Here is a 24,398-nt window from a genome sequence, read left to right as displayed (position 1 = left end):
GCAGGGACAGCCTGCAAACAACATGAGGTACATGAAAAAACAAAGCCCCCTAGTCTGCTGCTGGCGACAAGCTTTGCCTTGCCAGTTACAGATCGGGGGCTTGTATTCGATTAGGCAGGCTACCGCAGGCGTGCAGCTCGTCCCAGACGAATTTTTTCCGCGGCACGGGCGATAATGCTCTCCACGGATGCCGGGTCATCCACGACGTCGTACTCGTTGATGTTCACCCGCAAAACCGGACAGGAGGTAAACGAGTGAATCCAGCTTTCGTAACGGTCGAACAAATCGCGCCAGTAGTCAATCGGGGTCTGCTGCTCCATCGGACGTCCCCGCTCCTGGACACGCCCGATAATTTCATCGAAGCTGCCTTCCAGATAGATCAAAATATCGGGATGCGGAAAATACGGCGTCATGACCATCGCTTCGAACAGCTCGGTGTACGTGCGGTAGTCTTCTTCCGTCATGTTGCCCTGCTCGTACAGCATGCGGGCGAAAATGCCGGTATCCTCATAAATCGAACGATCCTGCACGAAGCCGCCGCCGTAGTCAAACATGCGCTTTTGCTCCTTGAAACGCTCAGCCAGAAAAAAGATTTGCAGGTGAAAACCCCAACGGGCCAAATCGTTGTAATAACGTCCCAGATAAGGGTTGTTGTCCACTTTTTCCACGGACACGCGAAACCCGAGCTGATCGGCCAGGGCGTGTGTGAACGTCGACTTGCCGACGCCTACCGTGCCGCCGATGGTGATAACCGCATTGCTCGGAATTCCGTATTTTTCACGAAGATGGCTGTTTTGAAACCTAGACATGTACGCAACTCCTTATTCAAATACTTGCCCGTTACAGATGGCAATCAATCGTTATGCCTGTTGCCCCCGCAGCTCCTGGATGCGCGGCACGATAAGGTCGAGCATGTACTGCCGATCCTCTGGCCGATGGACAAAATCCAGCTCGTCACAGTTGAATTTGATGACAGGCGTATCCGGGTGGTGCTTTTCAAACTCGTCCATAAATTCGTTGTAGTCGGCAATGAGATTTTTCATATAGCCCACATCCATTGACCGCTCGACTTCGCGATCGCGCATGGCGATCCGCTTCATGACCGTGTCGATGGACGCCGTCAAGTAAATGACCAGATGGGCCTGTGGCAAATCTTCTGTCAGGATATCATAAATTTTGAGGTACTTTGGAAGATTGTTGTCGGACAACGTTCGTTTGGCAAAAATCGTATTTTTGAAAATATTGTAATCAGATACGACAGAAATGCCCTGATTGAGATAGTGGGCGTGAATATCCTGCAATTGCTTGTAGCGGTTGCACAGGAAAAACATTTCCAGCTGAAAGCTCCACTCTGCGATGTTTTCGTAAAATTTTCCTAAAAAAGGATTTTCATATACAATTTCTTCCAATAATTGCAGGTCGCAGGTACGGTGCAGTTCCCGCGCCAGAGAGGTTTTTCCTATTCCGATCGGTCCCTCAACGGTTATCAATATGGACTTCATATACGCGTCTGTTCCTTTCCCCGAAAATGAGAGCACTCCATATTCTAGCATGCACCCTTCCATTTGTCGAAACTATTCGTTTTCTGTCGCACGACGTTTTTTTCCAGCAAAAAAACTGCTCCTGAAAATCAGAGCAGTTGGAGTTGACGAGGCTTTTTGCCCTACGTAAAATACTCGATTTTGGCCTGCGGAAAAAGTCTGGCAATCTCGCCCTCCAAATGCGCCTGCAACGCTTTTGCCTGCACATCCGGGTAGACGTACTTGCCTTTGCCGTACTTGCCCCACTTGTATTTGCGTTCTTCTTCGTTCATGGTAAGCTTGGTCTTCGGATAACGCTGCAAAATCAAGTTTTTGGCAACCTTGGTAAAGCGGTGCTGGATCAGCTCAAAAGTCAGGTCGCCAAGCGCTTCCGGGACGAGCTGTTTTTGCAGCCGCTCCAGCAAATCGGTGTAGCCTTCCTTCCAGCCGTCAAACCAGTACAAGGGAGCCAAAATGAAGCCGAGCGGATAGCCTGCTTTTGCCACTTTGCCCGCCGCTTCGATTCTTTGCGCGAAGCTGGAGGTGCCCGGCTCGAAATTTTTGATGACGTAATCGGCATTCATGCTGAAGCGAAAACGGGTATGCATATTATGTTTTGCATCCAGCAACGAATCGACATGGTGAAACTTGGTGACGAACCGCAGACGGCCGTACTCCTGCTCCCCCATAAATTCGATTGCTCGCCTGAGGTTGCCTGTCAAATGCTCGATACTGACCGGATCGGATGTACACGCTGCCTCGAAGCGGGTAATCTCTCCCGGCCGTTCCTCGATGTACTTTTTCGCCTGGGCAAAAATTTCATCGGTATTGACGTAGACGCGAATGTACGGCTTGGACCCGATATTCGTATTCAAATAGCAGTAGTGACAATGCGCCGCACAGCCTGTAGCCAGCGGTATCGCGTATTCCGCGGACGGCTTGGACGTTTCGAACTTCAACGTTTTGCGCACCCCAATGACCAAGGTTCGTTTGGCATTACGGTACTTTTCCACCTCTGTCTCGCCGGGAATGCCGCGCACCTGATTGTGGCTGGTCGTCATTTGCAGCGGAATGCCTTGTGCCTTGAAACGCTGGTACAGTTCCTGGCCGAGCGGATAGTTCAGGGCATTGGGCTCGACGAAAACGTAGTCGGGCACAAACAGCCCTGCACTTGTCTGGCTTGCTTTTTCGGATGCTTCCAACAGTGTCGTCACCATATACACAAGCTCCCTCCCCTGTGTAGTATGGCCATACAACCGATCCTGGCTACAAGGAGATCACTGGCTTTGGTGCATGGTTATCGTTCTACAGCGTGCTTTTGAACTCGCGTAGCCACTGCCGCGCTTCCTCCGCCTGACTGGACGGCACCTGCAGCATGTATACGTATCCGCCTTTTTTCGTTTCTCGGGACAACAGCCTGACGCGGATTCCTTTTATCTCCAAATATCGCCGACATTCGCTCGCCACTCTGGGCAGCCCGTACGATTCATGAATCGTTACCCATTTGGTCCACATGCCTTCCTCACCCTCAATTGCTTCTTGCTTTACTGTAAGCAGCGAGCAGGCAGTTGGTTCGCAAAAGAGATGGCGAGTGCCGATTTTCCCAAAACCGTTTTGCCCCCTGCGCCGTCTAATTGGTAGGAGGGGTGAATTTTGAATCTGGAACAACTTGTCTCGCAAGCCAGACAAGGAGACGACGAAGCTTTTTACCAGCTGATTTGCCAGCAGCAACAGCAGCTGTACAGCGTGGCTTACGCCTTTTTGCGCAACGAACTGGACGCGCTGGAGGCGATACAGGAAGCGACCTGCCGCTCCTATCTCCGCTTGTCTCGCCTGAAGCAGCCCGCGCATTTTCGCACCTGGCTGACGCGCATTCTCATCCACGTCTGTCTGGACGAGCTGAAACGAAAAAAACGGTTTGCTCCCGACTTTCCCGATGCTGACGGTCTGACTGATTCGAACCGCAAGCAGTGGGAGCACACGGCAGATAAAATCGACATCGAGGAAGCACTGGCCAAGCTTACGCCTGTGTACCGCAGCATCATCATCCTGAAATATTTTGAAGATCTGACCATTCGTGAAATTGCGTTGCGGCTCGGCCATCCGGAAGGAACGATCAAGACCTGGCTGCACAAGGCACTGGTTTCATTGCGAAAAGAACTCGGGAAAGGCTGGTGAATGAATTTGGATATGGAAAAAACAGAGGGACAGACTGGCACACAAGTACCGCCGCAAATCGAGCATTACATTCGTTCTGGCATTGCCCAAGCCAAAAGCCTTCGGCACAGACAACGTCGTAGCCGACTTGTTCAACTCTCTTCGTGGGTTGCGGCAGGGTGTCTGCTCCTGGCCTTCGTGTTCTCGGTGCGTCTCTCCCCTGCGGTTGCCGCTTACGTCAGCCATATTCCCGGGATGGAAAAGCTCGTGGAACTGATCCGCGAAGACAAAGGGCTGCAGCGGGCTGCCGAGCACGAAATGGTACAGGACGTAAGCACAAGCGGTTCGCTTGAGGGCATCACTTTCAAAATCGACCAGGTGCTGACCGATCAGAAACGCATGCTATTGTTTTACACGCTAAAGCATGAGCGTACCGGTCATAAGGTCGGGTTGCGCAAGCTGGAGCTGTTTGACGCCTCCGGCAAGGAGTACGGAGCAAGCTGGTCCAGCATGGATGTAGAAGCCTCCGCAGAGGAAAAGAACCGTATTGATATTTTTCGCCCGGAATCAAGCGAAGTACCTGACGCACTGACAGCCAAAGTGACGCTCGATCTCGACGGCGCAGAACTTAACCCTCCGCTTGCGATCACGTTTTCCATCGACCATAGCAAATATACGGCGTTTGAGAAAAAAGTGGTTCCTGTCGGCAAGAAAGTGACGGTGGACGGACAGACGTTTACCATCGAGCAAATCACGGTGTTCCCAACGCAAACAGAGGTCAGCATCCGCTTTGATCCAGGCAACTCCAAACATATTTTCGACTTTGACGAGCTGCGGCTGGTAGATGAAAAAGGCCAGACGTACGCCTTCTGGGGGAATGGCGTGTCAACGCGGGAGAACGGAGAAAACGGCAAAGTGTACCATCTGGAAAGCATCTATTTTCTGGATCCGCAAAAGCTGTTTTTGAAAGCAGACGGGATTCGGGCGCTGGACCGCGACAAGCTGCAGGTGGTAATCGACGCGAAGACGCAGAAGCTCGTCAAAGCACCCGATGCCAGGCTCAAGCTGACTGCGCTGCGCCAGGTCGACGATGTGGTCGGCATGGACTGGGAGCTGGAAGTCGAGGAAGCGGACGCGCATCGCTTCATCCATATGGGTAACGACATCACGGACAATCAGGCGAATAAATACGACTACATCCAGGGAAGCTCGTCTTCGCGCGATCCAGCGGAGCGTCTCCAGACGTACAGCCTGCTTTACAAAAGGCTGACGAAGAACGGCGCCCCTGATTTCTACACTTTTACCCTCACGGACTATCCCGCTCGTTTGCAAAGCGGGTTTACCGTGCAAGTCAAATAGCAAAATGGCCTCGCAAAGAATTTGCTCTCCGCGAGGCCATTTTGTTGCCGCTCCCCTTCGCTTACTCCACAACCGCCCAATGATTGGTCGGACCGTGGCCGCCGCCCAATTGCGGAGCAGTTTTGATTGCTGCAAAAATAAAACGGTTCGCTTTTTCGACCGCAGCCACAAGCGGCGTATTTTTCGCCAATTCTGCCGTCAGCGCAGCGGAAAACGTGCAGCCCGTTCCGTGCGTATGCCGGGTATGGATGCGCTCATGCGACAGCTCGAAAAAGTCGCGGCCGTCAAACAAAATGTCGACGACGGTATCACCGTCGAGGTGGCCGCCCTTCATCAAGACGTTGCGCGCTCCGAGCGCATGAATGGCGCGGGCGCCTTCGCGCATTTCGTCCGGAGTGCGAATCGTCATCCCTGTCAGGCACTCGGCCTCCGGCAAATTCGGCGTCACGACTTCCGCGAGCGGCAGCAGCTCTGTTTTCAGCGCGTCAATCGCTTCGTCCAAAAGCAGCTTGGCCCCGCCTTTGGCGATCATCACCGGGTCGACGACCAGCTTTTGCAGACTCGCAGCGCGCACCTCGCTTGCCACTGCGCGGATGATGTCTGCGTCAAACAGCATCCCCGTCTTCGCCGCGTCCGCTCCCAGGTCGCGCAACACTTCGCGCATCTGCTGCGCTACCGCTTCTGTCGGCAGCGGGTACACTCCGGCTACGCCCAGCGTATTTTGCGCCGTAATCGCCGTAATCGCGCTCATCCCGTAGACGCCGAGCTGGTGAAACGTCTTCAAATCAGCCTGGATGCCCGCTCCGCCCCCGCTGTCTGATCCTGCTATCGTCAATGCTCTCGCGATTTTTTGCATGAATACCCCTCCTGCTTTCGCCACCATTTCTCCTACGAGTATATCATCCGCCTGTCCCATTCGGTATACTTAGGAGTGATGACCAACCGTAAAGAAGGGATCTCGATGTCGTATCGCTTGTTTTACTGGCTGACCGTGCTCATTCCCACGATCATCATCGGGGGCTTCGAATTTGTTCGGCACGATTTCTTGCTGCCTTATATGTCCATGGAAACGGGCAACGTCTATATTACTTTGCTGACACTGTTGTTGTCTTTTTTGTTCGCCACCTGGATGTTTCGCACGATCAGGCAGATGAATGCGCGGATCGTCGAGGAGCAAGCCAGACGCGCCGTGTACGAGGAACGCGAACGTCTGGCCAGGGAGTTGCACGACGGCATCGCGCAGTCTTTGTTTTTTCTCAATGTCAAGCTCAAGCAAGGGCATCTGGATGACGCCAGAGTAGCCGTTTCCGCCATCGACAACCACGTGCGCCAGGCGATTTTCAATCTGCGCTCGTTGCCGGAGGAAGGCAGCTTCGACCAGCGGCTGGAAAAATGGCTGGCGCAGTGGAGTGCCTTGTCCGGCGTCGATGTCGCAGCCGATTTGCGCGTGCAGGAAAGCTTTTTTACCCCTGCCGAAGAAGTGCAGCTGTTCGGAATTATCCAGGAAGCTTTTGCCAATATCCGCAAGCATGCGCAGGCCAAGCATTCCTGGATTCGGCTTGCGACAGGCGAGCCGCGTAGCTGGGAGCTTGTCATCGAAGACGACGGCCTGGGAATTGCCCACACCCAGCCAGACACGAAAAAATACGGCCTGTCGATGATGCGCGAGCGGGCGCGTCAGTTGAACGCCGCGATTGACATTCAAAAACGGGCAGAAGGCGGCACGACCATTCGCCTGACCGCCCAAGCTGGAGGTTTTTCGAAATGAACGCATACCGTGTCCTGATCGCAGACGACCACCCGATGGCTCGCATGGCGATTCGCTCGCTTCTCGACCCGGACCCTTCTTTTGAGGTGATCGGGGAGGCTGAAAACGGCGAGGAAGCGTATTTGCTCTGCGGACAACTGCAGCCAGACCTGGTGCTGATGGACATCAACATGCCGAAATGGAGCGGTCTGGAAGCGACCCGCGAAGTGAAAAAAGCGTATCCGCATATCAAGGTCGTCATTCTGAGCGTCTCGGATGACGTCGCAGACCTGATTACGGCAATCCAGTTCGGCGCGCAAGGCTACCTGCTGAAAAACCTGGAGCCTGACGACTGGATCAACTATTTGCACGCGTTGCTTGGCGAAGACAGCGAGCTGACGCGGGAGATGGCAACCAGACTCATGTACAGCTTCAGACAGGAGGAACACGTAGACGAGCTTGTGCCGGATGTGCTGACGCCGCGCGAACGGGAAATCGTCATGTACGTCGGAGCCGGAAAGACGAACCGGGAAATCAGCGAAGCGCTCATTATCGCGGAAAACACGGTGAAAAACCATTTGAAAAACATCCTGGAAAAGCTGCAGCTTAGCAATCGCGTGCAGCTTGCCGCCTACGCGGTGCGCCACCATCTGATTATGAAAAAGTAAGCTCCCATTCGAAAACAGTTGCTTTTCGTGCCAACCACTGTCATTCTTAGATGGACTCGTTTTACGATTCCAGACATGAAGAATGGCAGGTGAACCACATGCTCGAAGTCAGGACCTCCAAGCTGAGCAACGGAGAATTAAACAGAGGCGTTTTCGCCATGCGCGATTTTGCAAAAGGCGAATTGCTCCATGAAGCTCCGGTTCTTCCTTATTTGAATGAGGAACACGAACATATCGAAAAAACGCTTTTGGCAGACTACGCCTTTGAATACGGTGCCAACCATACCGCATTCTTGCTCGGCTACGGCATGCTATTCAACCATTCCTACACGCCAAACGCCACGTACAGTATCAACTTTGACAACCACACGTTCGATTTCTACGCCTATCGCGACATTCACGCAGGCGAAGAGATTTTGATTAACTACAACGGCGAGGAAGACTGCGAAGATCCGCTCTGGTTTGACGAAGAGAAGCAGTCCGGCAAGCAAGGATAAGCGAGGGGCATCTCAAAAGGCGATATTGCCACTTTTGAGATGCTCCTTTTTTCATTCCTCTACCGTGTTGCCACACTTTTTACGATTGAATATCCGCCGCCTCATAGCTGTAATACACATACGGATCTTTCGGCGCCTTCACTGGCTCAATTTTCGCACCCTTCAGCACGAGCATGTCATAGCCGTCGACCTGGCGCAATTCCAGCTTGCCCCGCACTTTGACCCAACTGTCCTTCGCCCACTTGCTGGCGTCCTCGCTCTCCACGAGAATACCGAAGACACTGGCATCGGCCGTGCAGCACGTCACCGAAAAACGCGCCACGACGAACTGTTTGTCGCCAAGCCCAGGCTCTCTGTATACAAAGCCGAGCGTCTCCAACTGTTTTCCCGCAAAGTCTTTGGCGTACAGTTCCAACGTCGTCAGACCGTCCAGAAAAATTTTATCGTGAAGCGAGATCACAGGCTGCTTGTACATGGCAGCAGCAATATCGGTGTAAAAATCGCCAAAGCCCCCGCCAGAAAAGTATCGCTTGAGCTCGTCTTCACTCATGGACGGATTGGCACCGGACGGCTGGGAGGCAGCATTCGGCGCTGTATCCGCTGCTGTCGCCTCTGCGCTCGCTGCCTGCTCTGTCGCTTTCGGCGGCGCGGGTTGCTGTGCTGTCTGCGACTCATTCGTCTGAGCTTCACCTGTTGTTGTTTCCGCCATGCCCTGCGCATTTGCCTGCTGTGGCGGTGCAGCCTGTCCTCCCTGCTCTCCGGCAGGCTGGGATGCTGCTTCCGGCTGCCCGGTTTCTGTCGCCACTGCCGCCAATTTTCTGGCGTCGCTGCCAAGCAGAGTAACCCCGCGGTTTTCCGCTACGGCGCTCCCCAATATTTTGTCCGGCATGAAAAAGCCCATGAGGATCGGCAGCAAAAACAGGCTGTAGATGACAAGCGAGCCCCAGCGCGTGCGCGGCAGCTGATGCGCTTCTTCGCAGTCGCACTCGTACGCCCGGTTTCCCGTGAACACATGTCGCACACTCACTATCGTCAAGATGACGAGAATGCCTAGCGTGACGTAGCTTAGCGCATGCAGCTTCGGCGCGAGGTAGTGCCCCAGCTTTTCCGTCCAGATCAGGTAGGACAACAGCGCGGCGAATCCGGCCAAAATCAGGCTGCGCATCAAATAGTGCCAGGTCCAGTTCGTCTGGTTCATTTTTCCTCCCCCTAGATCGGCATTAGCAGCGTAACCGCCAACACCAGCATTGTTATGGCGACGACCAGCTTGACGACAAATCCGAAGCGGAATGTCAAGAGAAGCATCAGCGTCGTTTTGAAATCAAGCATCGGTCCGAAGACGAGAAAAGCGAGCAGCGAGCTGCTTTGAAACGTGCCCGAAAACGATGCAGCAATAAAGGCATCCGCTTCCGAGCAAAGCGAAAACAAGTAAGCCATGCCCATCATGACCAGATGGGACGTAATCGGTGTTTGTCCGATCTGTACCAAAAAGTCGCGGCTGATGTACACTTGCAGGATGCTGCTGACCAATGCCCCGAACAGCAAAAACTTGCCCATGTCGAAAAATTCGTCAACCGCATGCGCAAAAGTTGCCGACAGCTTGCCCCGCATCGCTTCGCTATGGGCGGCTTCATGGCGAATTTGCGCTTCCGTCCCGAGTCGCAACGGGTTCTTTTTCACAAAGAGCCAGACCAACAAGCCGACAGCCAGCGCGACGAGAAAGCCGACGACTCCCCGGTACAGCGCCATGTCCGGCTGCCGCGCGAAGGCGACATAGGTCGAGGAGAGTACCACCGGATTGACAATCGGTCCGGCGAGCAAGAACACAACGCCGACGGACACAGGCATCCCCTTTTGAATCAGACGGCGGACAACCGGGACGATCGCACACTCGCACACGGGAAACAAAAAGCCGAGCAATCCGGCAATCGGCAACGCGACGAGCGGGTGCTTCGGCATCCAGCGCCTGACCTGCTCTTCCGAGACAAACGTCTGGATGAAGGCGGAAAAAAACACACCTAGCAAGACAAAAGGGATGGCCTCAAGCAATATGCTGAGAAAAAACGTTTTGACATCGAGCCAGCGCGAAGACCACTCGATGCGAAATCCGGAAAACCAACTATAATCCCGGTCTGCCGTAAGCCATACGACACTTAAACCTAGCAGGACGGCCCCTATTATTTCTATGAGGAAGGGCCGAATTTTAGCCAGCACGTCAGAACTCCACTCCTTCACATAAATCGTCATCATTCCTAATTAGACACTCTTTCCGCACTTTCCTTCGGCTTCCCGGCTTTTTTTCCGACTCATTCCGTTTTATAATGAAAAAATCAACTGTGCCGGGGGGAAAAGCATGGGGCTGGAAATTCAACGTGCTGCTGAAGAAGGAGACATGTGCGAGATCCAAACGGTCGATGAGGCGAAGGTAACCAGGCTGCGGCCGAAGATGAGCGAAACAGAAGGTGTCGCTCCCCTGTTCAAAGCGCTGGCTGACGACACGCGTGCGAAAATCATTTACGCCCTGGCGCTGGAGGGCGAGCTGTGCGTGTGCGATGTCGCCGCCACGATCAACACCTCGATTGCCAACGCCTCCCATCATCTGCGTTTGCTGCGCAATATGGGACTGGCCCGGCACCGCAAGGACGGAAAGCTCGTCTACTACGCCCTGGACGACGACCATGTTCGCCATCTGATTATGTGCGGGATCGAGCATGCAGCCGAATTGAAGCAATCGAAAAAGACAGCTCGTTCTTGAGCAGTTCCATTGTGGCCCGTCACATTTGTGGCGGCTTTATTTTTTTGACTCTAATTCAAATAATTACTTGAATATTATAATGAATGTGGTATGATTTAGGTAAATTCCTGGCTGAAAGAAGATCTCTCCATGCACGACTACGAGGTCATCATCGTTGGCGGCGGCCAGTCCGGCCTTGCGTTGGGCCATTTTTTGCCGTCCTCGTCGTCGGATCAGGCAATTCGGGCGCGCAAATCGCTGTAGAGCTTGCCCGACACCGCCCTGTCATTTTTTCCGGCGGACAACCGCGCGTTCATCTGCCTATGTACGTTTTGGGCTAAACTATTTTTGACTACATGCAGCTGTTTGGCTTGCTTTCCGCGCCGCGCTCGTCGTGGGTCGGAAAGCAACTGATAAAACGGCCTGATCCGATTTTTGGCTACTCCAAACAGATAAAACGCTGAGGAAAAGCGGTGCCATGCAGACCGTGCCCAGAACCGTTCGCATTGCGGGCAAGACCGCCTATTTCGCGGACCGCGGGCAGGCGAACTTCCAGAGCGTTTTATGGGCGACCGGATTTCGCCCCCACTACAGCTTGCTGTCCATGGCAGACGTACTCGATCCAAGCGGCTGGCCGCGGCATGAGCGCGGTGTCACCGCTGTGCCGGGGCTGTATTTTCTCGGGCTTCCCTGGCAGCATACACGCGGCTCTGCACTCATGGGCGGCGTGGAAAAAGACGCTTTTTTTCTTGCGGAACATATAATCGCGAAAGCGACCCGACAGAGGAGGTTTACATTATGGGATTCCACCATCACGATCACGAAGATGGACACGACCATCATCACCACGGAAAAGGAGCGAGCAAACAAGCGCTGCTCACCTCTTTTCTCATCATCACGCTTTTTTTGATCGTCGAGACAATCGGCGGCTTTCTCACCAACAGTCTTGCCCTTTTGTCCGATGCCGGCCACATGCTCAGCGATGCCCTGGCGCTGTTGCTCAGCCTCGTTGCCTTGCACTTTGCTGCGCGGCCCCCTTCTGCCAAAAGAACGTTCGGGATGCAGCGCTTTGAAATTCTCGCCGCCTTGACAAATGGCGTCACGCTCGTGCTGATTTCCTTGTTCATTTTCTGGGAAGGCTTCCAACGCCTGCTCCAGCCTCCCGAGGTGGCCAGCGGAAAAATGATCGTCATTGCCGCCATCGGGTTGCTTGCCAATATCGCCGCCGCCTTCGTCCTCATGCGCGGCGACTACAAGGACAACGTGAACGTGCGCAGCGCCTACCTGCACGTCCTGGGCGACATGCTCGGCTCTGTCGGCGCGATTCTTGGCGGCATCCTGATGCTCGCTTTCGGCTGGTACATCGCCGACCCGCTCATCAGCATCATCGTCGCCTTCCTGATTCTCATCAGCGCCTGGCGCGTCACCAAGGAATCGGTCAACATCCTGCTGGAAGGAGCGCCCTCCCGCATCGACACGACAAAGGTGGAAGCACGTCTCGGCCAGCTCGACGGCGTGCGCAAGGTGCACGATCTGCACATCTGGACAGTCACTTCCGGCTTTGACTCGCTGACGTGCCATCTCATCGTGGAGGACGGCTTGCCGAGCTACCCTGTGCTGAATGCGGCACTGGAGCTTTTGCAAAAAGAATTCGGCATCACGCACGCGACGATCCAGATTGAAAACTCTTCGAACTCGCACGGCGAACTGCATTGCCAGGGAGGGGCGCGGGAGCACTCGCATGGACACGAGTATTTGCATGAACACGGACATCCGCATGAACACGGACATTCACATGAACACGGTCACTCTCATCAGCACAGACATTCCCACTAAAACACGCACGCCATTACCACGTGCGCCATCCTCAGATCCCTCCCTCCCCCCACCAAACAATAAAAAGAACCATCTCCCCTGCCAAAGAGAGATGGTTCTTGTCTGTTCTCCTTAGTCTTCCATCGTGGACAGATCGCCTGTCGGCAGCCCCAGTTCCCATGCCTTCAGGACACGGCGCATGATTTTTCCGGAGCGCGTTTTTGGCAGCTTGTCGCGGAACTCGATTTCGCGTGGAGCGGCGTGGGCAGCCAGCCCTTCCTTCACGAACTTGCGGATGTCGTCCATCAAGGCTTCGCTTGGCTCATAGCCTGCACGCAGCGAGATGAACGCCTTGATAATTTCGCCCCGCAAAGGATCAGGCTTGCCGATCACCCCTGCTTCGGCAACAGCCGGATGCTCGACCAGCTTGCTCTCGACCTCAAACGGGCCGACACGCTCGCCCGACGTGTTGATAACATCGTCGATCCGGCCCTGGAACCAGAAGTAGCCTTCCTCATCCTTGTACGCCGAGTCGCCCGATACATACCAGCCTGGAATGCTGAAATATTCCGCATATTTCTCCGGGTTTCTCCAGATTTGACGCATCATCGATGGCCAGCCGACGCGAATCGCGAGGTTGCCCATCCGGTTTGGCGGCAGCTCGTTGCCCTGGTCGTCGATAATGGCCGCATAGACGCCCGGAATCGGCTTGCCCATCGAGCCTGGCTTGATCGCCATGCTGCGGTAGTTGGAAATCAGCTGGGCGCCCGTCTCTGTCATCCACCAGTTGTCGTGGATACGCTGGTTGAACACGCGCAAGCCCCAATACACGACTTCCGGATTGAGTGGCTCCCCGACGCTCAGCACATGGCGCAGGCTGGACAGGTCGAAGCGTTTCACAAGCTCATCGCCTGCTCCCATCAGCATGCGGAATGCCGTAGGCGCACTGTACCAAACGGTTACTTTATATTTTTCAATCGTTTTATACCAGTCTTCCGGCGTAAAGCGGCCACCGCGAACGACGTTTGTGACGCCGTTCAGCCAAGGAGCGAAAATGCCGTACGCTGTACCTGTCACCCAGCCTGGGTCAGCGGTACACCAGTACACATCGTCTTCCCGCAGGTCCAGCACCCATTTTCCTGTCTGATACTGCTGAATCATGGCGTTGTGGACGTGCAGCACGCCCTTTGGTTTTCCTGTCGAACCGGACGTATAGTGCAAAATCATGCCATCCTCGCGATCCACCCACTCGATTTCAAGCTCGGAGGATGCTTTTTCCATCGCTTCTTCATAGCTGACTTGCCCTTCTGCGAGCTCCTCTTTTGCCCCGACAACAATGACGTGTTTGAGGGCAGGCAGCTCGGACACCGGAATGCGCGGCAAAAGAGCCGGAGTCGTAACAATCGCGATCGCTTCGCTGTTTTCCAGGCGGTCACGCACCGCAGCTTCCATGAAAGCCTCGAACAACGGCCCGACAATCGCGCCGAGCTTCAACGTTCCTAAAACGCTTACATAAAGCTCGGGAGTACGCGGCATGAAGACGAACACGCGGTCTCCTTTTTTGATTCCCAGATCACGCAGTACATTTCCGAACTTGTTGGACAACTCACTCAGCTGGGCAAAGGTGTAGGATTCTTCTCGGGTCAGATCGCTGTACAGCAGAGCAACTTTGTCCTTGCGCTCAGTAGAAAGGTGGCGATCAATGGCTTCATAAGCCATGTTCACTTTTCCCGTTTCATACCAGGAAAATTGCTTTTCGACATCTTTCCAGTCAAAATTGGCGTACGTCTCGTCGTAATTCTCCAGGTTGAATCGGCCTTCTGTCGCCGGAATTTTTTCTACGTTCATGCTCTCACTCTCCTAAACCCCTCATAGAATTCATTGCTACACAACATTCATAATATTTCTGCACTTTTCAGCAAATTCCTTCTGCCAGAACCTACTTATTCGAAAAGAGCCGAAATCGATTATAATGACACTACCATTGGAGAGAAAGGAGATGGCCGAAAGAGATGCTATGGTTTTTGCTGATTGTCGCTGTCGCCTTGCTCTTTGTCAAAGCGTATCGCAATACTTTTGATGTCCATACGAACTACGTCACAATCCCGCTGCGGCCGTCGCAGCATGTCGATCATCCGCAAGATTTCGAACCGCTTACGATCCTGCATCTGTCCGACTTGCACATGGAAAATTTGTCGATTGACCCGCTGCGGATCGTTCGCGATTTTTCCGGGCAACCAGTCGACCTGATTGCGATTACCGGCGATTTGCTGGATCGCCATAAAAACATTCCGAAAGCCGTCAGCTACATCGAGCAGCTGATGCAATTGCAGCCTGCGCTCGGTACGTTCGTCGTGTTTGGCAACCACGACTACGTCCTGCCGCCGTCAAAGCTGGCCCAACTGAAATCGGAGCTTGTCCGGATCGGCTGCCGCGTCCTTATCAACGAGCACGAGACACTTACCCATAAAGGCCAGCCGCTGCACATTATCGGCGTCGATGATTACAGCACGCGCCGCAGTCAGCTGGAAAAAGCGTTTCAAGCGGTTCCCGCGTCAGGTGCGCGCCTCGTTCTCACGCACGACCCGAATCTCGTATTGCACATGAAAAATTACGACTACGATTACTTGCTGGCGGGCCATTTTCACGGCGGGCAAATTCACTGGCCGCGTCCCTACCATTTGGCCAAAATGGGGAAGCTGCCAAGGCTGAACATGGTCAAAGGGCTTCATGAGATGGACGGACGCCCTTTTTACATCAGTGAAGGTCTTGGTCAAACCGGGCTGAATGTCCGCCTCCGCTCCCGTCCGGAAATGACGCTGCACACGCTGGGGCGGGCAAACCAGCCTGAAAGCGCCGAGCCAAAAGCAGCACAGCCGTCTGGTATGCAAGAAAGCGCCGCCACTCTTGCACTGGAGTAATGTATAATAGACCTACGTTAGCTGTTTGTAACGGAGGTCTTTGCTGTGGGAAAATGGATGAAAGAAGTCGAGCAAATCAGGCAGGCTACGAATTTGCCGATCGTTTGCCTCAAAGTTTTGGAACAGGAAATCAGCCAGACTCGGCAGGAATGGGAGCAAAAAGGCTGGGAGCTCGTTTCGCTTGCTTCAGAGCACGACGCCGTCTATCTCGTGCTGATTGAAGCGATCCAGTGGCCCGCTTCTGCCCGTTCCTTGCTGAGTCTGTTTTTTTCCCGCTCCGCAGAAAAAGCACCCCCGACACTGCACGAGCAAATCGCGGTGTGGCTGAAGTCTTTCGTCACGGGTCCGCGACAGGCTCCCCCCGAACGTCTGGATGCCCTCTGGCCGTGGAAAGAAGAGCGTCTATCGTTTTTGATCGAGCGCAACCGGACAGAAGGAACAGGCACATGGGAAACGCTGCAAAGCTGCCTGCACCCGTTTTTCCGCGAAACGACTGCGTACATGCCGACAGCTGCAAGCCTCGCCTTTTTCCCGTTGAGTCATGCTTATTCTGTCCTCTTGCTCCCGATTTCAATCCTTGAGGGCGCAAAGGAACGGACCGACTTGCTGGAATGGGCATCCGGTTTGTACGACCTTATCTCTACCGAATGGATGGAGCCCGTCCGCATCATCGTCAGCACACCTGTGGCCGCGCCGTCCTCCCTGGAAAAGACGCTCACCGGGCAGCTGCTGTTATCTCGGGCCCTGCAGCAATACCAGGCACAGGTGATGGTGGCGGGAGACTGGATGTATCCGCTGGAGCGCTGGGCCGTCTCTCTGCCTCAAGAAGTCGCGCAGGCGATTGCCCGTGAACTTGCCGCGCTGATGTCGATGCCGCAACTCAGTGCAGAGCAACTGGAAACATTGGAAACGCTGTTCGTCAAGCAGTTGAATGTCAGCGAGACGGCACGCCAGCTTTTTTTGCACCGCAACACGCTCTTGTATCGACTGGACAAGCTGACTGAACAGACGGGCCTCGATCCCCGCCAGTTCGCTGACGCCGTTCTGCTGCAGCTCTATTTGCTCTTTCGGCAGTCTTAACAAAACATTTTGTATACTTCGCCTATAGCTGAATTGTACAATAATTGTTACTCTTGCAAAAAAACACCTCGGAATCTGCTCCCCGATTATTCAAGGAGGTGCCTCTTGCATGGCAAAAGTGACATTGAACCACATATACAAAATTTATGGCGAAAATGTAACAGCGGTAAATGATTTTCATCTGGACATTCAGGATCGGGAGTTTCTCGTCCTCGTCGGGCCGTCCGGCTGCGGAAAATCGACGACGCTGCGGATGATTGCCGGATTGGAGGAAATCTCCAAGGGCGATTTGTACATTGGCGATCGCCGCGTCAACGACGTCGCTCCCAAAGATCGGGACATCGCGATGGTGTTCCAGAGCTATGCCCTCTACCCGCATATGAATGTGTATGAAAACATGGCATTCGGCTTGAAACTGCGCAAGTTTTCCAAAAGCGAGATCGACAAGCGAATTCAGGAAGCGGCGCGCATCCTCGATATTTCCCACCTGCTGGACCGCAAGCCCAAAGCGCTTTCCGGCGGTCAGCGGCAGCGTGTCGCGCTCGGACGGGCCATCGTGCGGGAGCCGCAAGTCTTTTTGATGGACGAGCCTTTGTCCAACCTCGACGCCAAACTGCGCGTCCAGATGCGTACGGAAATCTTGAAACTGCACCAGCGGCTGAACACGACCATCATCTACGTCACCCATGACCAGACAGAAGCGATGACGATGGGCGACCGGATTGTCGTGATGAAAGACGGCGTGATCCAGCAGGTGGCGACGCCGAGCGAGATTTACAACCATCCCGCCAATCTGTTTGTAGCCAGCTTTATCGGCTCCCCTGCCATGAACTTCGTCAAAGGTCTCATTTCCGAAAAAGACGGTGCCCTGTACTTCGATGCCGACAACATTCACGTCCGCTTCCCGGAAGACAAGGCGAAAATTTTGCGCGCCAAAGGGTATGTGCACAAGCCCGGCATCTTCGGCATTCGCCCTGAGGATATTTACAGCGATACGTCTTTTATCGAAGCCAATCCGTTCGAAAGCGCGATTACGGCACAGATTGAAGTTGTGGAAAACATGGGTTCCGAGTTGTACGTTTACTTCCATAATGTCGGCCAGACACAAATGGTCGCCCGTGTGGATTCCCGCGAGGATCTGAAAGCGAAAATGACAGTCAAGCTCGCCATGGATCTTTCCAAATGTCATCTATTTGACAGCGAGACGGAAGTGGCTGTATTCTAATAGCGGAGTGAAAAGGAATGTCTTTTCCGGCATTCCTTTTTCTATTGCCCTCAAACGTTTCAGTCCGTGGCGCCTTTACAAACGGCAGTTATTTTATTAGGAAACAAAAGAAAGAGTGGAGAGAAAAATGGCGTACAAAATTGTCTTTTTCGACATCGACGGCACGCTCTTGAACACGGAGCACGCGATTCCGCCATCAACCGTGGACGCCGTGCACCAGCTCAGGCAAAACGGTATCCGCGTAGCGATTGCAACGGGCCGCTCGCCGTACCATCTGATGCCGATTGCCCGGCAGCTTGGAATCGATACGTTCGTCGGGTTTAACGGCTCCTATGTCGTGAGCGGGAATCAAGTCATTCATCATACTCCTTTTGCCGCGACGACATTGGCCGAGCTGGAACAGAAGGCAAAAGGCAATGCCCATCCGATGGTGTTTTTAAGCCATGAAGAGTGCTATGCGAACACAGCCGATCACCCGCACATCCTCGACTCGTTCGCGTTCTTGCGTTTGCCTGCTCCGGCCCATCACCATCGCTACTGGGAGGTCGCTCCGATCTACCAGGCGTTTCTGTATTGTACTGCCGAAGAAGAAGCGATCTATACGGAAGCATTCGAGCAGGTGTCGTACGTGCGCTGGCACAAACACGTCCTCGACATTCTCCCGAAAGGCGGCTCGAAGGCGCGCGGCATCGAAGCCATCCTCAAGCACGAAGGCCTGACTCCCGCTGATGCCGTAGCGTTCGGAGATGGACTGAACGACAAGGAGATGCTCTCCTACGTCGGAATGGGCGTCGCCATGGGAAATGCCCATGAACAATTGAAGCCTTTTGCCCGGATGGTCACTCGCCATGTGAACGAGGACGGCATCCGGTACGGCTTGCAGCAGCTTGGGCTTATCAACTAGAAATCAGGAAGGACGTTGAATAATACATGTCTTGGGAATGGTTTAACATCATTGGCACCATCGCGTTTGCCATCAGCGGCGCGATCATTGCCATGGAGGAAGATTACGACATCCTGGGCGTAATCGTTCTCGGATTGGCCACTGCATTTGGCGGCGGGATCATGCGCAATCTGTTGCTTGGAATCCCCTTCACCCAGTTTTGGAATCAGGGAACGCTGTTTACGATCGCCCTTGTTTCGATGCTGATCGTGTTTGTACTCCCCCATCACTACCTTGGCTTATGGAACAAGTGTGGCATGTTTTTTGACGCAGTCGGGCTCTCTGCCTTTGCCATTCAGGGTGCTCTGTACGCTACCCAAATGAACTACCCGCTGAGCGCCACCATCGTTGCCGCGGTTCTGACCGGAATCGGCGGCGGAATCATCCGCGATGTGTTGGCCGGACGCAAACCGCTTGTGTTCCAGGAAGAAATTTATGCCGTCTGGGCGATGCTTGCCGGAGTTGCGGTCGGCCTCCAGTGGGCGACAACGGTTGGCGAGTTGTACACCCTGTTTTCCGCGATCATCGCTTTCCGGATGGTTTCCGTCTATAAAGGGTGGAAGCTCCCGCGCCGTTCGCTTCGTCCCGTCCAGGTTCGTCCTTTTGACAACCGAATGTAAGCTATTTCCTTCATAATCACTCCCTCCCTGTGCACGCTATAAGCATCAGCACTGGAGGGAGTGAGTTTTTTTGCGCGTCTTGCCCCCGATTATCGCCGCTCTTGCCTTGATCGGTCTGGTCGTCATTCCTTATCGTCACCACATTGCCGAGCAGGAAATGCGCGAACCTCATCCCCGCGTCACTTCCATCGGAGCGACCATACCGCGGATCAACTATATCGAGCAGGTCAAGGACATTCGCAGGAACCTGGAAAAAAGCAGTCACGTGCAGACACTGCGCCACAACCCGCGTGACCGAAGCCATTACGTCGAGCATGAAGTCGTCGTCCGTTTCTCCCCTCGTCCAGAGCAGAAAAAAATTGACCAGCTGGTCGCTTCCCTGGATGCGAAAATCAAGCGCGACTTTGAGCATTTTCTCATCATCAAATCCAAAAGCCTGACGACGAAGCAGCTGATGAAAAAGCTGGCCGAGCATCCCGACTCGGTGTTTGCCGAGCCGAACTACCTGCTTTTGCCCAACCGCAAGCCAAACGACACGTACTACTCGGAGTACCAGTGGAACTTGCCGCTGATCGGCATGGAGCAGAGCTGGGATGTGAGCGCAGGCAGCAGTGATGTCATTGTGGCTGTCATCGATACGGGAATTGATCTCGATCACCCCGAATTTGCCGGAAAACTCGTCGAAGGCTACAACGTGCTGGAAGACAACAACCGTCCGGCAGACGACAACGGGCATGGCACACACGTCTCTGGCGTCATTGCCGCAAAAACGAACAACGCAGACGGAATTGCCGGCATGTCGTGGAACAGCAAACTGATGCCGATCAAGGCAATCGGCGCAGACGGCTCCGGCTCGGCCGTCGACATCGCACGTGGCATCTACTGGGCGACCGACCACGGAGCAGACGTCATCAACCTCAGTGTCGGCAACTACACGTCATCCGCCGCCTTAAAGGAAGCCTGCCGCTATGCGTATGAGAAAAACGTCGTGCTCGTCGCAGCATCCGGAAACGACGCCACCGATCAGCCGAGCTATCCCGCTGCCTACGAGGAAGTGCTCGCCGTTGCGGCTGTCGATCACCGCAAGGAACGCGCCGATTTTTCCAACTTTGGGGATTACGTGGATGTCGCCGCTCCCGGTGTCGATATTCCGAGCACGTACATTTACAGCGACTACGCCTCGCTCTCCGGCACTTCCATGGCTTGTCCGCACGTGGCAGCGCTCGCCTCGCTGGTGCGCTCCGTCCAACCCGACATGAAAAACCACGAAGTGATGAAGCTGATCCGGCAATCGGCCAAAGACCTTGGCGCCCCCGGTCACGACCAGTTGTACGGCTACGGGATGATTGACGTCAATCAGACGTTGCGGCAAATCAAGCCGGCAGAACCAGTTGACACGACGAATACACAAAATACGGTCGGCGGGCTGCTGAACAAATTTTTCATGCGCCTGCGCTTTGGCTTCGAATAATCAAACAGACGAAAACAACGGAGGAATGGACAATGAAAGCCTGCATCGTTTTTGCTCACGAAGGAAAAGAGAGCTTCTGTCACGCCATTCTCGACCGCGTCACCCGGGCGCTGCAAAAGCAGCAGATCGCCTGCGAAGTGCGCGACTTGTATCAGATGAAATTCCAGCCTGTCTTCGATGCGGCAGACATGCAAAACGTATCCAGCGGGTCAGCCTCCCGGGATATATTGACAGAACAGCAGCTGATTTCCGAAGCCGATTTGCTGGTGATGATTTACCCTGTCTGGTGGTGGTCGACTCCTGCGATTCTCAAAGGCTATATCGACCGGGTGTTTACAAACAACTTCGCGTTCCGCTACGAATCTGGCGGACCTGTCGGCCTTTTGCAAAACAAGCAGGCCATCGTCCTTACGACGACGCGGGAGTCCGAAGCGGAGATGAAGAAAAGCGGCCTGGACGATGTGGTGAAGAAACAGATTGTGGACGGCACGCTCGCCATGATCGGCTACGATGTCACCTATCGCAATTTCGCAGCCGTTCCTTATGTGGAGAACGCAGCACGCGAGCAAATGCTTGCCGAAGTCGAGAAAATCGCCGGAGGAGTACGCAAGCCGCTCGGCGTATAGCCATAAAAAGCGACAAGCACAGGCCCTTACACCTGTGCTTGTTCTTTATGCCGCCGTTTTTTGGCTATATAGTCATTTTCGTAGTATTGCAATTCATTACGCAGTTGCTCAAACACTTTGGACAAGGACAAAGTCAGTTGTTGCAGTTCGGGCGTTACCTGTTTGCGGAAAATGATGCAGTCTTGTCCCGTGTAGGCATAGCGGCTGTCTTCCTCATAAACCTCGCCTTTGGGATAATAGAAGGAATTGATACAGGTGTGGTACACCTGATACAGTACCTCTTCAGCAAACTCCTCGTTAAATCGTGCCCGGCGCAAGGATACTCCCAGCCTGTCGTACGCATTTTCACAGTAAACCAAAAGGTGACGCAAATCGGAAAGATAGGCACGATAGTAGGTTTCATACTCTTCCGGATCGCCTGATGCAGCTACAAGGCCAGACAAGGTAACTTGATTGAGATAACGTTCCAGTTCCATGCTTACCTTTTTCAATTTGGTGTATGTCTCTTCGCACAATTGCTTCAGATGAGTCGCTGCCATATTGTCCCCCTTGCGTTGAAGAATCTGCCCTTTTTTAGTAAGTATATAAGAAATTTTCTTTACAACACAAGGGTTTCTTTTCTGCAAAACTCGCTAAACCGTTGTCGTTTCGGCAACGACCTCCTTATTTTTCCTTGTCTGCAACAAGTATGTGACGTAGGCCAGGAACAAACCCAAGAGGGTCATGAAGCCCAAAACGCCCAAATCATATGCCACGTAGGACAGCCCATGCCCTTTGCTCAATATCTCCCGCACGCCGTCGAGGAAGTATGTCAACGGCAAAGATTTACCAATCGCGGCAACCGCAGTTGGCATCGAAGCGAGCGGCCAGGTGAAGCCGGAGAGCATAAATGAAGGAACGGCAATCATCATCGCAATCTGCGTAGCCTGCAACTGGTCTTTGGAGAAAAAGGAAATCGCGTAGCCGATGGAAAGCACCGCCAGGTTGAACGCCGTTGCGACGAGCATCAGGTCAAGGGTGCTGCCGTAGTACGGAATTTCAAACCCTTTCAAAAGCAGGGTGAAGCCCAGAAACACATTGAACGTGCCTACCAATAAGTACGGCAGCAGCTTGCTTGCCGTGATCGCGAAAAAGCTGTGCGAGGCAAGCGTCTCCTTCCACGTTCCCTCTTCCTTCTGCTGCGCGACCGACAAGGCAATTCCAAGGAACAGGACCTGTTGCAGCACCGTTCCCGTCAAGCCGAATACCATGAAGGACATGTAGCTGAACGTCGGATTGTACAGCACGCGGTAGCGAAAGTCGATTCCGGTGAACAAGTTTTTCCCTTCCTCGCCCCAGCTGCCCATTGCTTCCATTTTTTTCAGCGTCGCACCTGCGGCCACGGATTTGACCACCGTACTCGCGGCGCGGACAGCCGTGTTCGAGATCATCATGTTGCTGCCGTCAATGACGGTCAAAACTTCTGCGGGCCGTCCGGATTTGACGTTTTTTTCCAGATCAGCCGGAATCAACAGGGCGATGTTCGCCTCGCCCTTGTCAACCAGCCGCATCGCCTCCTCTTCCGTTCCGACGATGGACGTAATCTTAAATGTCTTGTCAGCCTCAAACGCCCGGTACAGTTCGCGGCTCAGCTCAGTCTGGTCCGCGTCGACCATGACGGTCGGGATGTTCATCACTTTCTTTTCGCTGTACAAAAAGCCAAACAGCGTCAGGTATATGATTGGCACGATAAACAGGACATTGCGAATCGTTTTATTGGCAAACAGATTTTTCCATTCATGAAAGAACAGCCGGGAGAAGTTACTCACCTTCAACAGCTCCTTCGAGCTTCCATTCGACCGTCAGGCCTGGCCGCAGTTCTGGATCAGAGACGAGCAGCTTCACCTGGAACGAACGGATGTCGCGGTCGCCCAGCTCCTGTGTTGCCTTTTTGACGGCAAAATCTGCTGCCGGAGCAATCGTGGCAATTTTCGCCTCTACTTCCCGGTTGAGCGCAGGGACGAACAGGTTGACCGTGTCGCCTGTCTTGATCTGGCCAAGGGCATATTCGTTCACGTAAAGCTTCACGTAGTTATCAGCTTTTGCTTGCAGCGTAAGGACCGTAAAGCCTTGCGCGACCAGCTCGCCTTTTTGCACGGCAACGGATTTGACCACTCCGTCCATTGGCGCGACCAGCTTAGTATTGTTCAAATACGCCTCGATTTCCGCGAGAGCGCCTTTTGCTTGCAGCACGCCAGCCTCGGCCGATTTCACGTCCAGCTCCTTCAAGCCTACCTGATCGCGTGCCGCTACCGCTTGCTTGTAGGCTGCCTTGGCCTGATCGAGCTGGGCCTGTGCGGCATCAACCTGCTCGCGGCGAGCGCCGGACTGGGCCATTCTCAACTGTTCGTCAGCAGCCTTCAGTTCTGCTTGGGCTTTTTCCGCCTGCATTTGCGCTTCCTCGACTTTTACCTGTGGAACAGCGCCCTCTGCCAGCAGCTTTTGCATCCGCTCCAGGTTGGTAGAGGCAATCTGGTTCGCTGTTTGCGCAGCCTGCAGCTTCGCTTTCAATTGGGCGATTTCTTCACTGCGCGCCCCGTTTTTGTTCGCCGCAAGCTGAGCCGCCGCCGAGCTGACTACCGCTTGCGCCTGATCGACCTGGGCATTGCTTGTGCTCTCCGTCAGCGATACCCCTTTTTTCGCCTGGTCGAGCTTCACCTGCGCCAGACGGTAGGCTGCTTCCGCCTGTTCCTTTTTCGCCAGCAGCTCTTCGCTGTTCAAGGTGGCGACCACTTGCCCTGCTTTTACTTCATCGCCTTCCTTAAAGGCAATCTGTTCGATGGAGCCGCCCATTTTAAAGGACAAGTCCACCTCCGTCCCTTCGATCACACCTGTCAGCGGCATCGTTTTTTGCCCTGCCAGACTGCTTCCGCCAGATGAGAACAACACTGTTCCCAAGACTGCGATTACGGCCGCAAAACCGGCCACTCCGATCCATGCTCGTTTTTTCATCGTCGATTTCTCCTCTGTGACTTT

At 53.9% G+C, this 24,398-nt stretch carries 26 protein-coding genes; 15 read left to right on the top strand and 11 right to left on the bottom strand.

Annotated features, from left to right (window positions below):
• Positions 1 to 119: 119 nt before the first annotated feature.
• The 4 genes from AAFJ72_RS08695 to AAFJ72_RS08680 all read right to left on the bottom strand — a co-directional run bounded on the left by AAFJ72_RS08695 (position 120) and on the right by AAFJ72_RS08680 (position 3,035).
• Positions 120 to 809 (bottom strand): deoxynucleoside kinase, encoded by a 690-nt coding sequence (locus AAFJ72_RS08695; RefSeq protein ID WP_432776776.1) that lies wholly within the window; start codon positions 807 to 809, stop codon positions 120 to 122.
• Between the two features lie 51 nt (positions 810 to 860).
• Entirely contained in the window at positions 861 to 1,502 is a 642-nt protein-coding gene (locus AAFJ72_RS08690) for a deoxynucleoside kinase (RefSeq protein WP_432776775.1), read from the bottom strand.
• A 161-nt stretch (positions 1,503 to 1,663) separates the two neighbouring features.
• Positions 1,664 to 2,737, bottom strand: coding sequence for a spore photoproduct lyase (gene splB, locus AAFJ72_RS08685; protein ID WP_432776774.1), 1,074 nt, complete (start codon positions 2,735 to 2,737; stop codon positions 1,664 to 1,666).
• An 88-nt stretch (positions 2,738 to 2,825) separates the two neighbouring features.
• Positions 2,826 to 3,035: a hypothetical protein gene (locus tag AAFJ72_RS08680; RefSeq protein ID WP_122903969.1), complete on the bottom strand. Its 210-nt coding sequence runs from the start codon at positions 3,033 to 3,035 to the stop codon at positions 2,826 to 2,828.
• A gap of 138 nt (positions 3,036 to 3,173) precedes the next feature.
• Between AAFJ72_RS08680 and AAFJ72_RS08675 the strand changes: the two genes are divergently transcribed.
• Together AAFJ72_RS08675 and AAFJ72_RS08670 are read left to right on the top strand one after the other, a co-directional pair.
• Positions 3,174 to 3,698, top strand: a complete 525-nt coding sequence (locus AAFJ72_RS08675) for a sigma-70 family RNA polymerase sigma factor (RefSeq protein ID WP_327990834.1) — start codon at positions 3,174 to 3,176, stop codon at positions 3,696 to 3,698.
• Complete coding sequence (locus AAFJ72_RS08670) at positions 3,699 to 5,036, top strand: DUF4179 domain-containing protein (protein ID WP_432776773.1); 1,338 nt, start codon at positions 3,699 to 3,701, stop codon at positions 5,034 to 5,036.
• Between the two features lie 61 nt (positions 5,037 to 5,097).
• Here the strand turns inward: AAFJ72_RS08670 and thiD are convergent, their stop codons facing one another.
• Positions 5,098 to 5,892: a bifunctional hydroxymethylpyrimidine kinase/phosphomethylpyrimidine kinase gene (gene thiD, locus AAFJ72_RS08665; protein ID WP_432776772.1), complete on the bottom strand. Its 795-nt coding sequence runs from the start codon at positions 5,890 to 5,892 to the stop codon at positions 5,098 to 5,100.
• Positions 5,893 to 5,997: 105 nt separating this feature from the next.
• Here thiD and AAFJ72_RS08660 point away from each other — a divergent pair, with 105 nt between their 5' ends.
• The 3 genes from AAFJ72_RS08660 to AAFJ72_RS08650 all read left to right on the top strand — a co-directional run bounded on the left by AAFJ72_RS08660 (position 5,998) and on the right by AAFJ72_RS08650 (position 7,948).
• On the top strand, positions 5,998 to 6,804 hold the full coding sequence (locus AAFJ72_RS08660) for a sensor histidine kinase (protein WP_432776771.1): 807 nt from the start codon (positions 5,998 to 6,000) through the stop codon (positions 6,802 to 6,804).
• Positions 6,801 to 7,451: a response regulator gene (locus tag AAFJ72_RS08655; RefSeq protein WP_122903965.1), complete on the top strand. Its 651-nt coding sequence runs from the start codon at positions 6,801 to 6,803 to the stop codon at positions 7,449 to 7,451. Before AAFJ72_RS08660 ends, AAFJ72_RS08655 begins: the two co-directional genes overlap by 4 nt.
• 98 nt (positions 7,452 to 7,549) lie before the next feature.
• Positions 7,550 to 7,948, top strand: coding sequence for an SET domain-containing protein (locus AAFJ72_RS08650; protein ID WP_432776770.1), 399 nt, complete (start codon positions 7,550 to 7,552; stop codon positions 7,946 to 7,948).
• Positions 7,949 to 8,027: 79 nt separating this feature from the next.
• Here the strand turns inward: AAFJ72_RS08650 and AAFJ72_RS08645 are convergent, their stop codons facing one another.
• Both AAFJ72_RS08645 and AAFJ72_RS08640 read right to left on the bottom strand, forming a co-directional pair.
• Positions 8,028 to 9,146 carry a TIGR03943 family putative permease subunit gene (locus tag AAFJ72_RS08645; RefSeq protein ID WP_122903963.1) on the bottom strand — a complete coding sequence of 373 codons (1,119 nt, stop codon included), beginning with the start codon at positions 9,144 to 9,146 and terminating at the stop codon, positions 8,028 to 8,030.
• An 11-nt stretch (positions 9,147 to 9,157) separates the two neighbouring features.
• Positions 9,158 to 10,198, bottom strand: coding sequence for a permease (locus AAFJ72_RS08640; RefSeq protein ID WP_246005758.1), 1,041 nt, complete (start codon positions 10,196 to 10,198; stop codon positions 9,158 to 9,160).
• A 103-nt stretch (positions 10,199 to 10,301) separates the two neighbouring features.
• Between AAFJ72_RS08640 and AAFJ72_RS08635 the strand changes: the two genes are divergently transcribed.
• The 3 genes from AAFJ72_RS08635 to AAFJ72_RS08625 all read left to right on the top strand — a co-directional run bounded on the left by AAFJ72_RS08635 (position 10,302) and on the right by AAFJ72_RS08625 (position 12,518).
• The gene (locus AAFJ72_RS08635) at positions 10,302 to 10,703 is read left to right on the top strand and encodes an ArsR/SmtB family transcription factor (protein WP_122903962.1); all 402 of its coding nucleotides are present in this window, start codon (positions 10,302 to 10,304) and stop codon (positions 10,701 to 10,703) included.
• 457 nt (positions 10,704 to 11,160) lie between these two features.
• Complete coding sequence (locus AAFJ72_RS08630; RefSeq protein ID WP_432776769.1) at positions 11,161 to 11,592, top strand: hypothetical protein; 432 nt, start codon at positions 11,161 to 11,163, stop codon at positions 11,590 to 11,592.
• Entirely contained in the window at positions 11,481 to 12,518 is a 1,038-nt protein-coding gene (locus AAFJ72_RS08625; RefSeq protein WP_432776768.1) for a cation diffusion facilitator family transporter, read from the top strand. The genes AAFJ72_RS08630 and AAFJ72_RS08625 overlap by 112 nt, the downstream gene beginning before the upstream one ends.
• A gap of 111 nt (positions 12,519 to 12,629) precedes the next feature.
• Here AAFJ72_RS08625 and acsA read toward each other — a convergent pair whose 3' ends face one another.
• Positions 12,630 to 14,345, bottom strand: coding sequence for an acetate--CoA ligase (gene acsA, locus AAFJ72_RS08620; RefSeq protein ID WP_432776767.1), 1,716 nt, complete (start codon positions 14,343 to 14,345; stop codon positions 12,630 to 12,632).
• Between the two features lie 164 nt (positions 14,346 to 14,509).
• On the opposite strand from acsA, the gene AAFJ72_RS08615 reads away from it, so the two are divergent.
• The 7 genes from AAFJ72_RS08615 (at position 14,510) to AAFJ72_RS08585 (ending at position 21,383) form a co-directional block, all read left to right on the top strand.
• Positions 14,510 to 15,418 (top strand): metallophosphoesterase, encoded by a 909-nt coding sequence (locus AAFJ72_RS08615; protein ID WP_432776766.1) that lies wholly within the window; start codon positions 14,510 to 14,512, stop codon positions 15,416 to 15,418.
• 45 nt (positions 15,419 to 15,463) lie between these two features.
• Positions 15,464 to 16,498, top strand: coding sequence for a PucR family transcriptional regulator (locus AAFJ72_RS08610; protein WP_432776765.1), 1,035 nt, complete (start codon positions 15,464 to 15,466; stop codon positions 16,496 to 16,498).
• Between the two features lie 109 nt (positions 16,499 to 16,607).
• Complete coding sequence (locus AAFJ72_RS08605; protein WP_432776764.1) at positions 16,608 to 17,723, top strand: ABC transporter ATP-binding protein; 1,116 nt, start codon at positions 16,608 to 16,610, stop codon at positions 17,721 to 17,723.
• Between the two features lie 127 nt (positions 17,724 to 17,850).
• A complete protein-coding gene (locus tag AAFJ72_RS08600) occupies positions 17,851 to 18,627 on the top strand; it encodes a Cof-type HAD-IIB family hydrolase (protein ID WP_432776763.1) in 777 nt (258 codons plus the stop codon).
• A 26-nt stretch (positions 18,628 to 18,653) separates the two neighbouring features.
• Positions 18,654 to 19,286 (top strand): trimeric intracellular cation channel family protein, encoded by a 633-nt coding sequence (locus tag AAFJ72_RS08595; protein WP_432776762.1) that lies wholly within the window; start codon positions 18,654 to 18,656, stop codon positions 19,284 to 19,286.
• A gap of 70 nt (positions 19,287 to 19,356) precedes the next feature.
• Positions 19,357 to 20,757, top strand: a complete 1,401-nt coding sequence (locus AAFJ72_RS08590) for a S8 family peptidase (RefSeq protein WP_432776761.1) — start codon at positions 19,357 to 19,359, stop codon at positions 20,755 to 20,757.
• A 32-nt stretch (positions 20,758 to 20,789) separates the two neighbouring features.
• On the top strand, positions 20,790 to 21,383 hold the full coding sequence (locus AAFJ72_RS08585) for an NAD(P)H-dependent oxidoreductase (protein WP_432776760.1): 594 nt from the start codon (positions 20,790 to 20,792) through the stop codon (positions 21,381 to 21,383).
• 26 nt (positions 21,384 to 21,409) lie between these two features.
• Here AAFJ72_RS08585 and AAFJ72_RS08580 read toward each other — a convergent pair whose 3' ends face one another.
• The 3 genes from AAFJ72_RS08580 to AAFJ72_RS08570 form a co-directional block, all read right to left on the bottom strand.
• A complete protein-coding gene (locus AAFJ72_RS08580) occupies positions 21,410 to 21,922 on the bottom strand; it encodes a DUF3907 family protein (RefSeq protein WP_432776759.1) in 513 nt (170 codons plus the stop codon).
• Positions 21,923 to 22,015: 93 nt separating this feature from the next.
• On the bottom strand, positions 22,016 to 23,191 hold the full coding sequence (locus AAFJ72_RS08575) for an ABC transporter permease (protein WP_432776758.1): 1,176 nt from the start codon (positions 23,189 to 23,191) through the stop codon (positions 22,016 to 22,018).
• Positions 23,184 to 24,374: an HlyD family secretion protein gene (locus tag AAFJ72_RS08570; protein WP_432776757.1), complete on the bottom strand. Its 1,191-nt coding sequence runs from the start codon at positions 24,372 to 24,374 to the stop codon at positions 23,184 to 23,186. The genes AAFJ72_RS08575 and AAFJ72_RS08570 overlap by 8 nt, the downstream gene beginning before the upstream one ends.
• Positions 24,375 to 24,398: the final 24 nt, after the last annotated feature.

The sequence above is a fragment of the Brevibacillus gelatini genome, assembly GCF_050920745.1.
Taxonomy (GTDB): domain Bacteria; phylum Bacillota; class Bacilli; order Brevibacillales; family Brevibacillaceae; genus Brevibacillus; species Brevibacillus gelatini.
Note: the sequence above shows the minus strand (reverse complement) of the source record. Positions and strands in the feature narration are given on the sequence as shown.

Excerpts from the sequence above, each read along its gene's own strand:
- acsA (WP_432776767.1), bottom strand. The coding sequence starts at position 14,345 with ATGAACGTAGAAAAAATTCCGGCGACAGAAGGCCGATTCAACCTGGAG.
- AAFJ72_RS08695 (WP_432776776.1), bottom strand. The coding sequence starts at position 809 with ATGTCTAGGTTTCAAAACAGCCATCTTCGTGAAAAATACGGAATTCCG.
- AAFJ72_RS08585 (WP_432776760.1), top strand. The coding sequence starts at position 20,790 with ATGAAAGCCTGCATCGTTTTTGCTCACGAAGGAAAAGAGAGCTTCTGT.
- AAFJ72_RS08650 (WP_432776770.1), top strand. The coding sequence starts at position 7,550 with ATGCTCGAAGTCAGGACCTCCAAGCTGAGCAACGGAGAATTAAACAGA.
- AAFJ72_RS08600 (WP_432776763.1), top strand. The coding sequence starts at position 17,851 with ATGGCGTACAAAATTGTCTTTTTCGACATCGACGGCACGCTCTTGAAC.
- AAFJ72_RS08615 (WP_432776766.1), top strand. The coding sequence starts at position 14,510 with ATGCTATGGTTTTTGCTGATTGTCGCTGTCGCCTTGCTCTTTGTCAAA.
- AAFJ72_RS08655 (WP_122903965.1), top strand. The coding sequence starts at position 6,801 with ATGAACGCATACCGTGTCCTGATCGCAGACGACCACCCGATGGCTCGC.
- AAFJ72_RS08660 (WP_432776771.1), top strand. The coding sequence starts at position 5,998 with ATGTCGTATCGCTTGTTTTACTGGCTGACCGTGCTCATTCCCACGATC.
- AAFJ72_RS08670 (WP_432776773.1), top strand. The coding sequence starts at position 3,699 with ATGAATTTGGATATGGAAAAAACAGAGGGACAGACTGGCACACAAGTA.
- AAFJ72_RS08640 (WP_246005758.1), bottom strand. The coding sequence starts at position 10,198 with ATGATGACGATTTATGTGAAGGAGTGGAGTTCTGACGTGCTGGCTAAA.
- AAFJ72_RS08690 (WP_432776775.1), bottom strand. The coding sequence starts at position 1,502 with ATGAAGTCCATATTGATAACCGTTGAGGGACCGATCGGAATAGGAAAA.
- AAFJ72_RS08635 (WP_122903962.1), top strand. The coding sequence starts at position 10,302 with ATGGGGCTGGAAATTCAACGTGCTGCTGAAGAAGGAGACATGTGCGAG.
- AAFJ72_RS08605 (WP_432776764.1), top strand. The coding sequence starts at position 16,608 with ATGGCAAAAGTGACATTGAACCACATATACAAAATTTATGGCGAAAAT.
- AAFJ72_RS08630 (WP_432776769.1), top strand. The coding sequence starts at position 11,161 with ATGCAGACCGTGCCCAGAACCGTTCGCATTGCGGGCAAGACCGCCTAT.
- AAFJ72_RS08570 (WP_432776757.1), bottom strand. The coding sequence starts at position 24,374 with ATGAAAAAACGAGCATGGATCGGAGTGGCCGGTTTTGCGGCCGTAATC.
- thiD (WP_432776772.1), bottom strand. The coding sequence starts at position 5,892 with ATGCAAAAAATCGCGAGAGCATTGACGATAGCAGGATCAGACAGCGGG.
- AAFJ72_RS08580 (WP_432776759.1), bottom strand. The coding sequence starts at position 21,922 with ATGGCAGCGACTCATCTGAAGCAATTGTGCGAAGAGACATACACCAAA.
- AAFJ72_RS08595 (WP_432776762.1), top strand. The coding sequence starts at position 18,654 with ATGTCTTGGGAATGGTTTAACATCATTGGCACCATCGCGTTTGCCATC.
- AAFJ72_RS08645 (WP_122903963.1), bottom strand. The coding sequence starts at position 9,146 with ATGAACCAGACGAACTGGACCTGGCACTATTTGATGCGCAGCCTGATT.
- AAFJ72_RS08625 (WP_432776768.1), top strand. The coding sequence starts at position 11,481 with ATGGGATTCCACCATCACGATCACGAAGATGGACACGACCATCATCAC.
- AAFJ72_RS08680 (WP_122903969.1), bottom strand. The coding sequence starts at position 3,035 with ATGTGGACCAAATGGGTAACGATTCATGAATCGTACGGGCTGCCCAGA.
- splB (WP_432776774.1), bottom strand. The coding sequence starts at position 2,737 with ATGGTGACGACACTGTTGGAAGCATCCGAAAAAGCAAGCCAGACAAGT.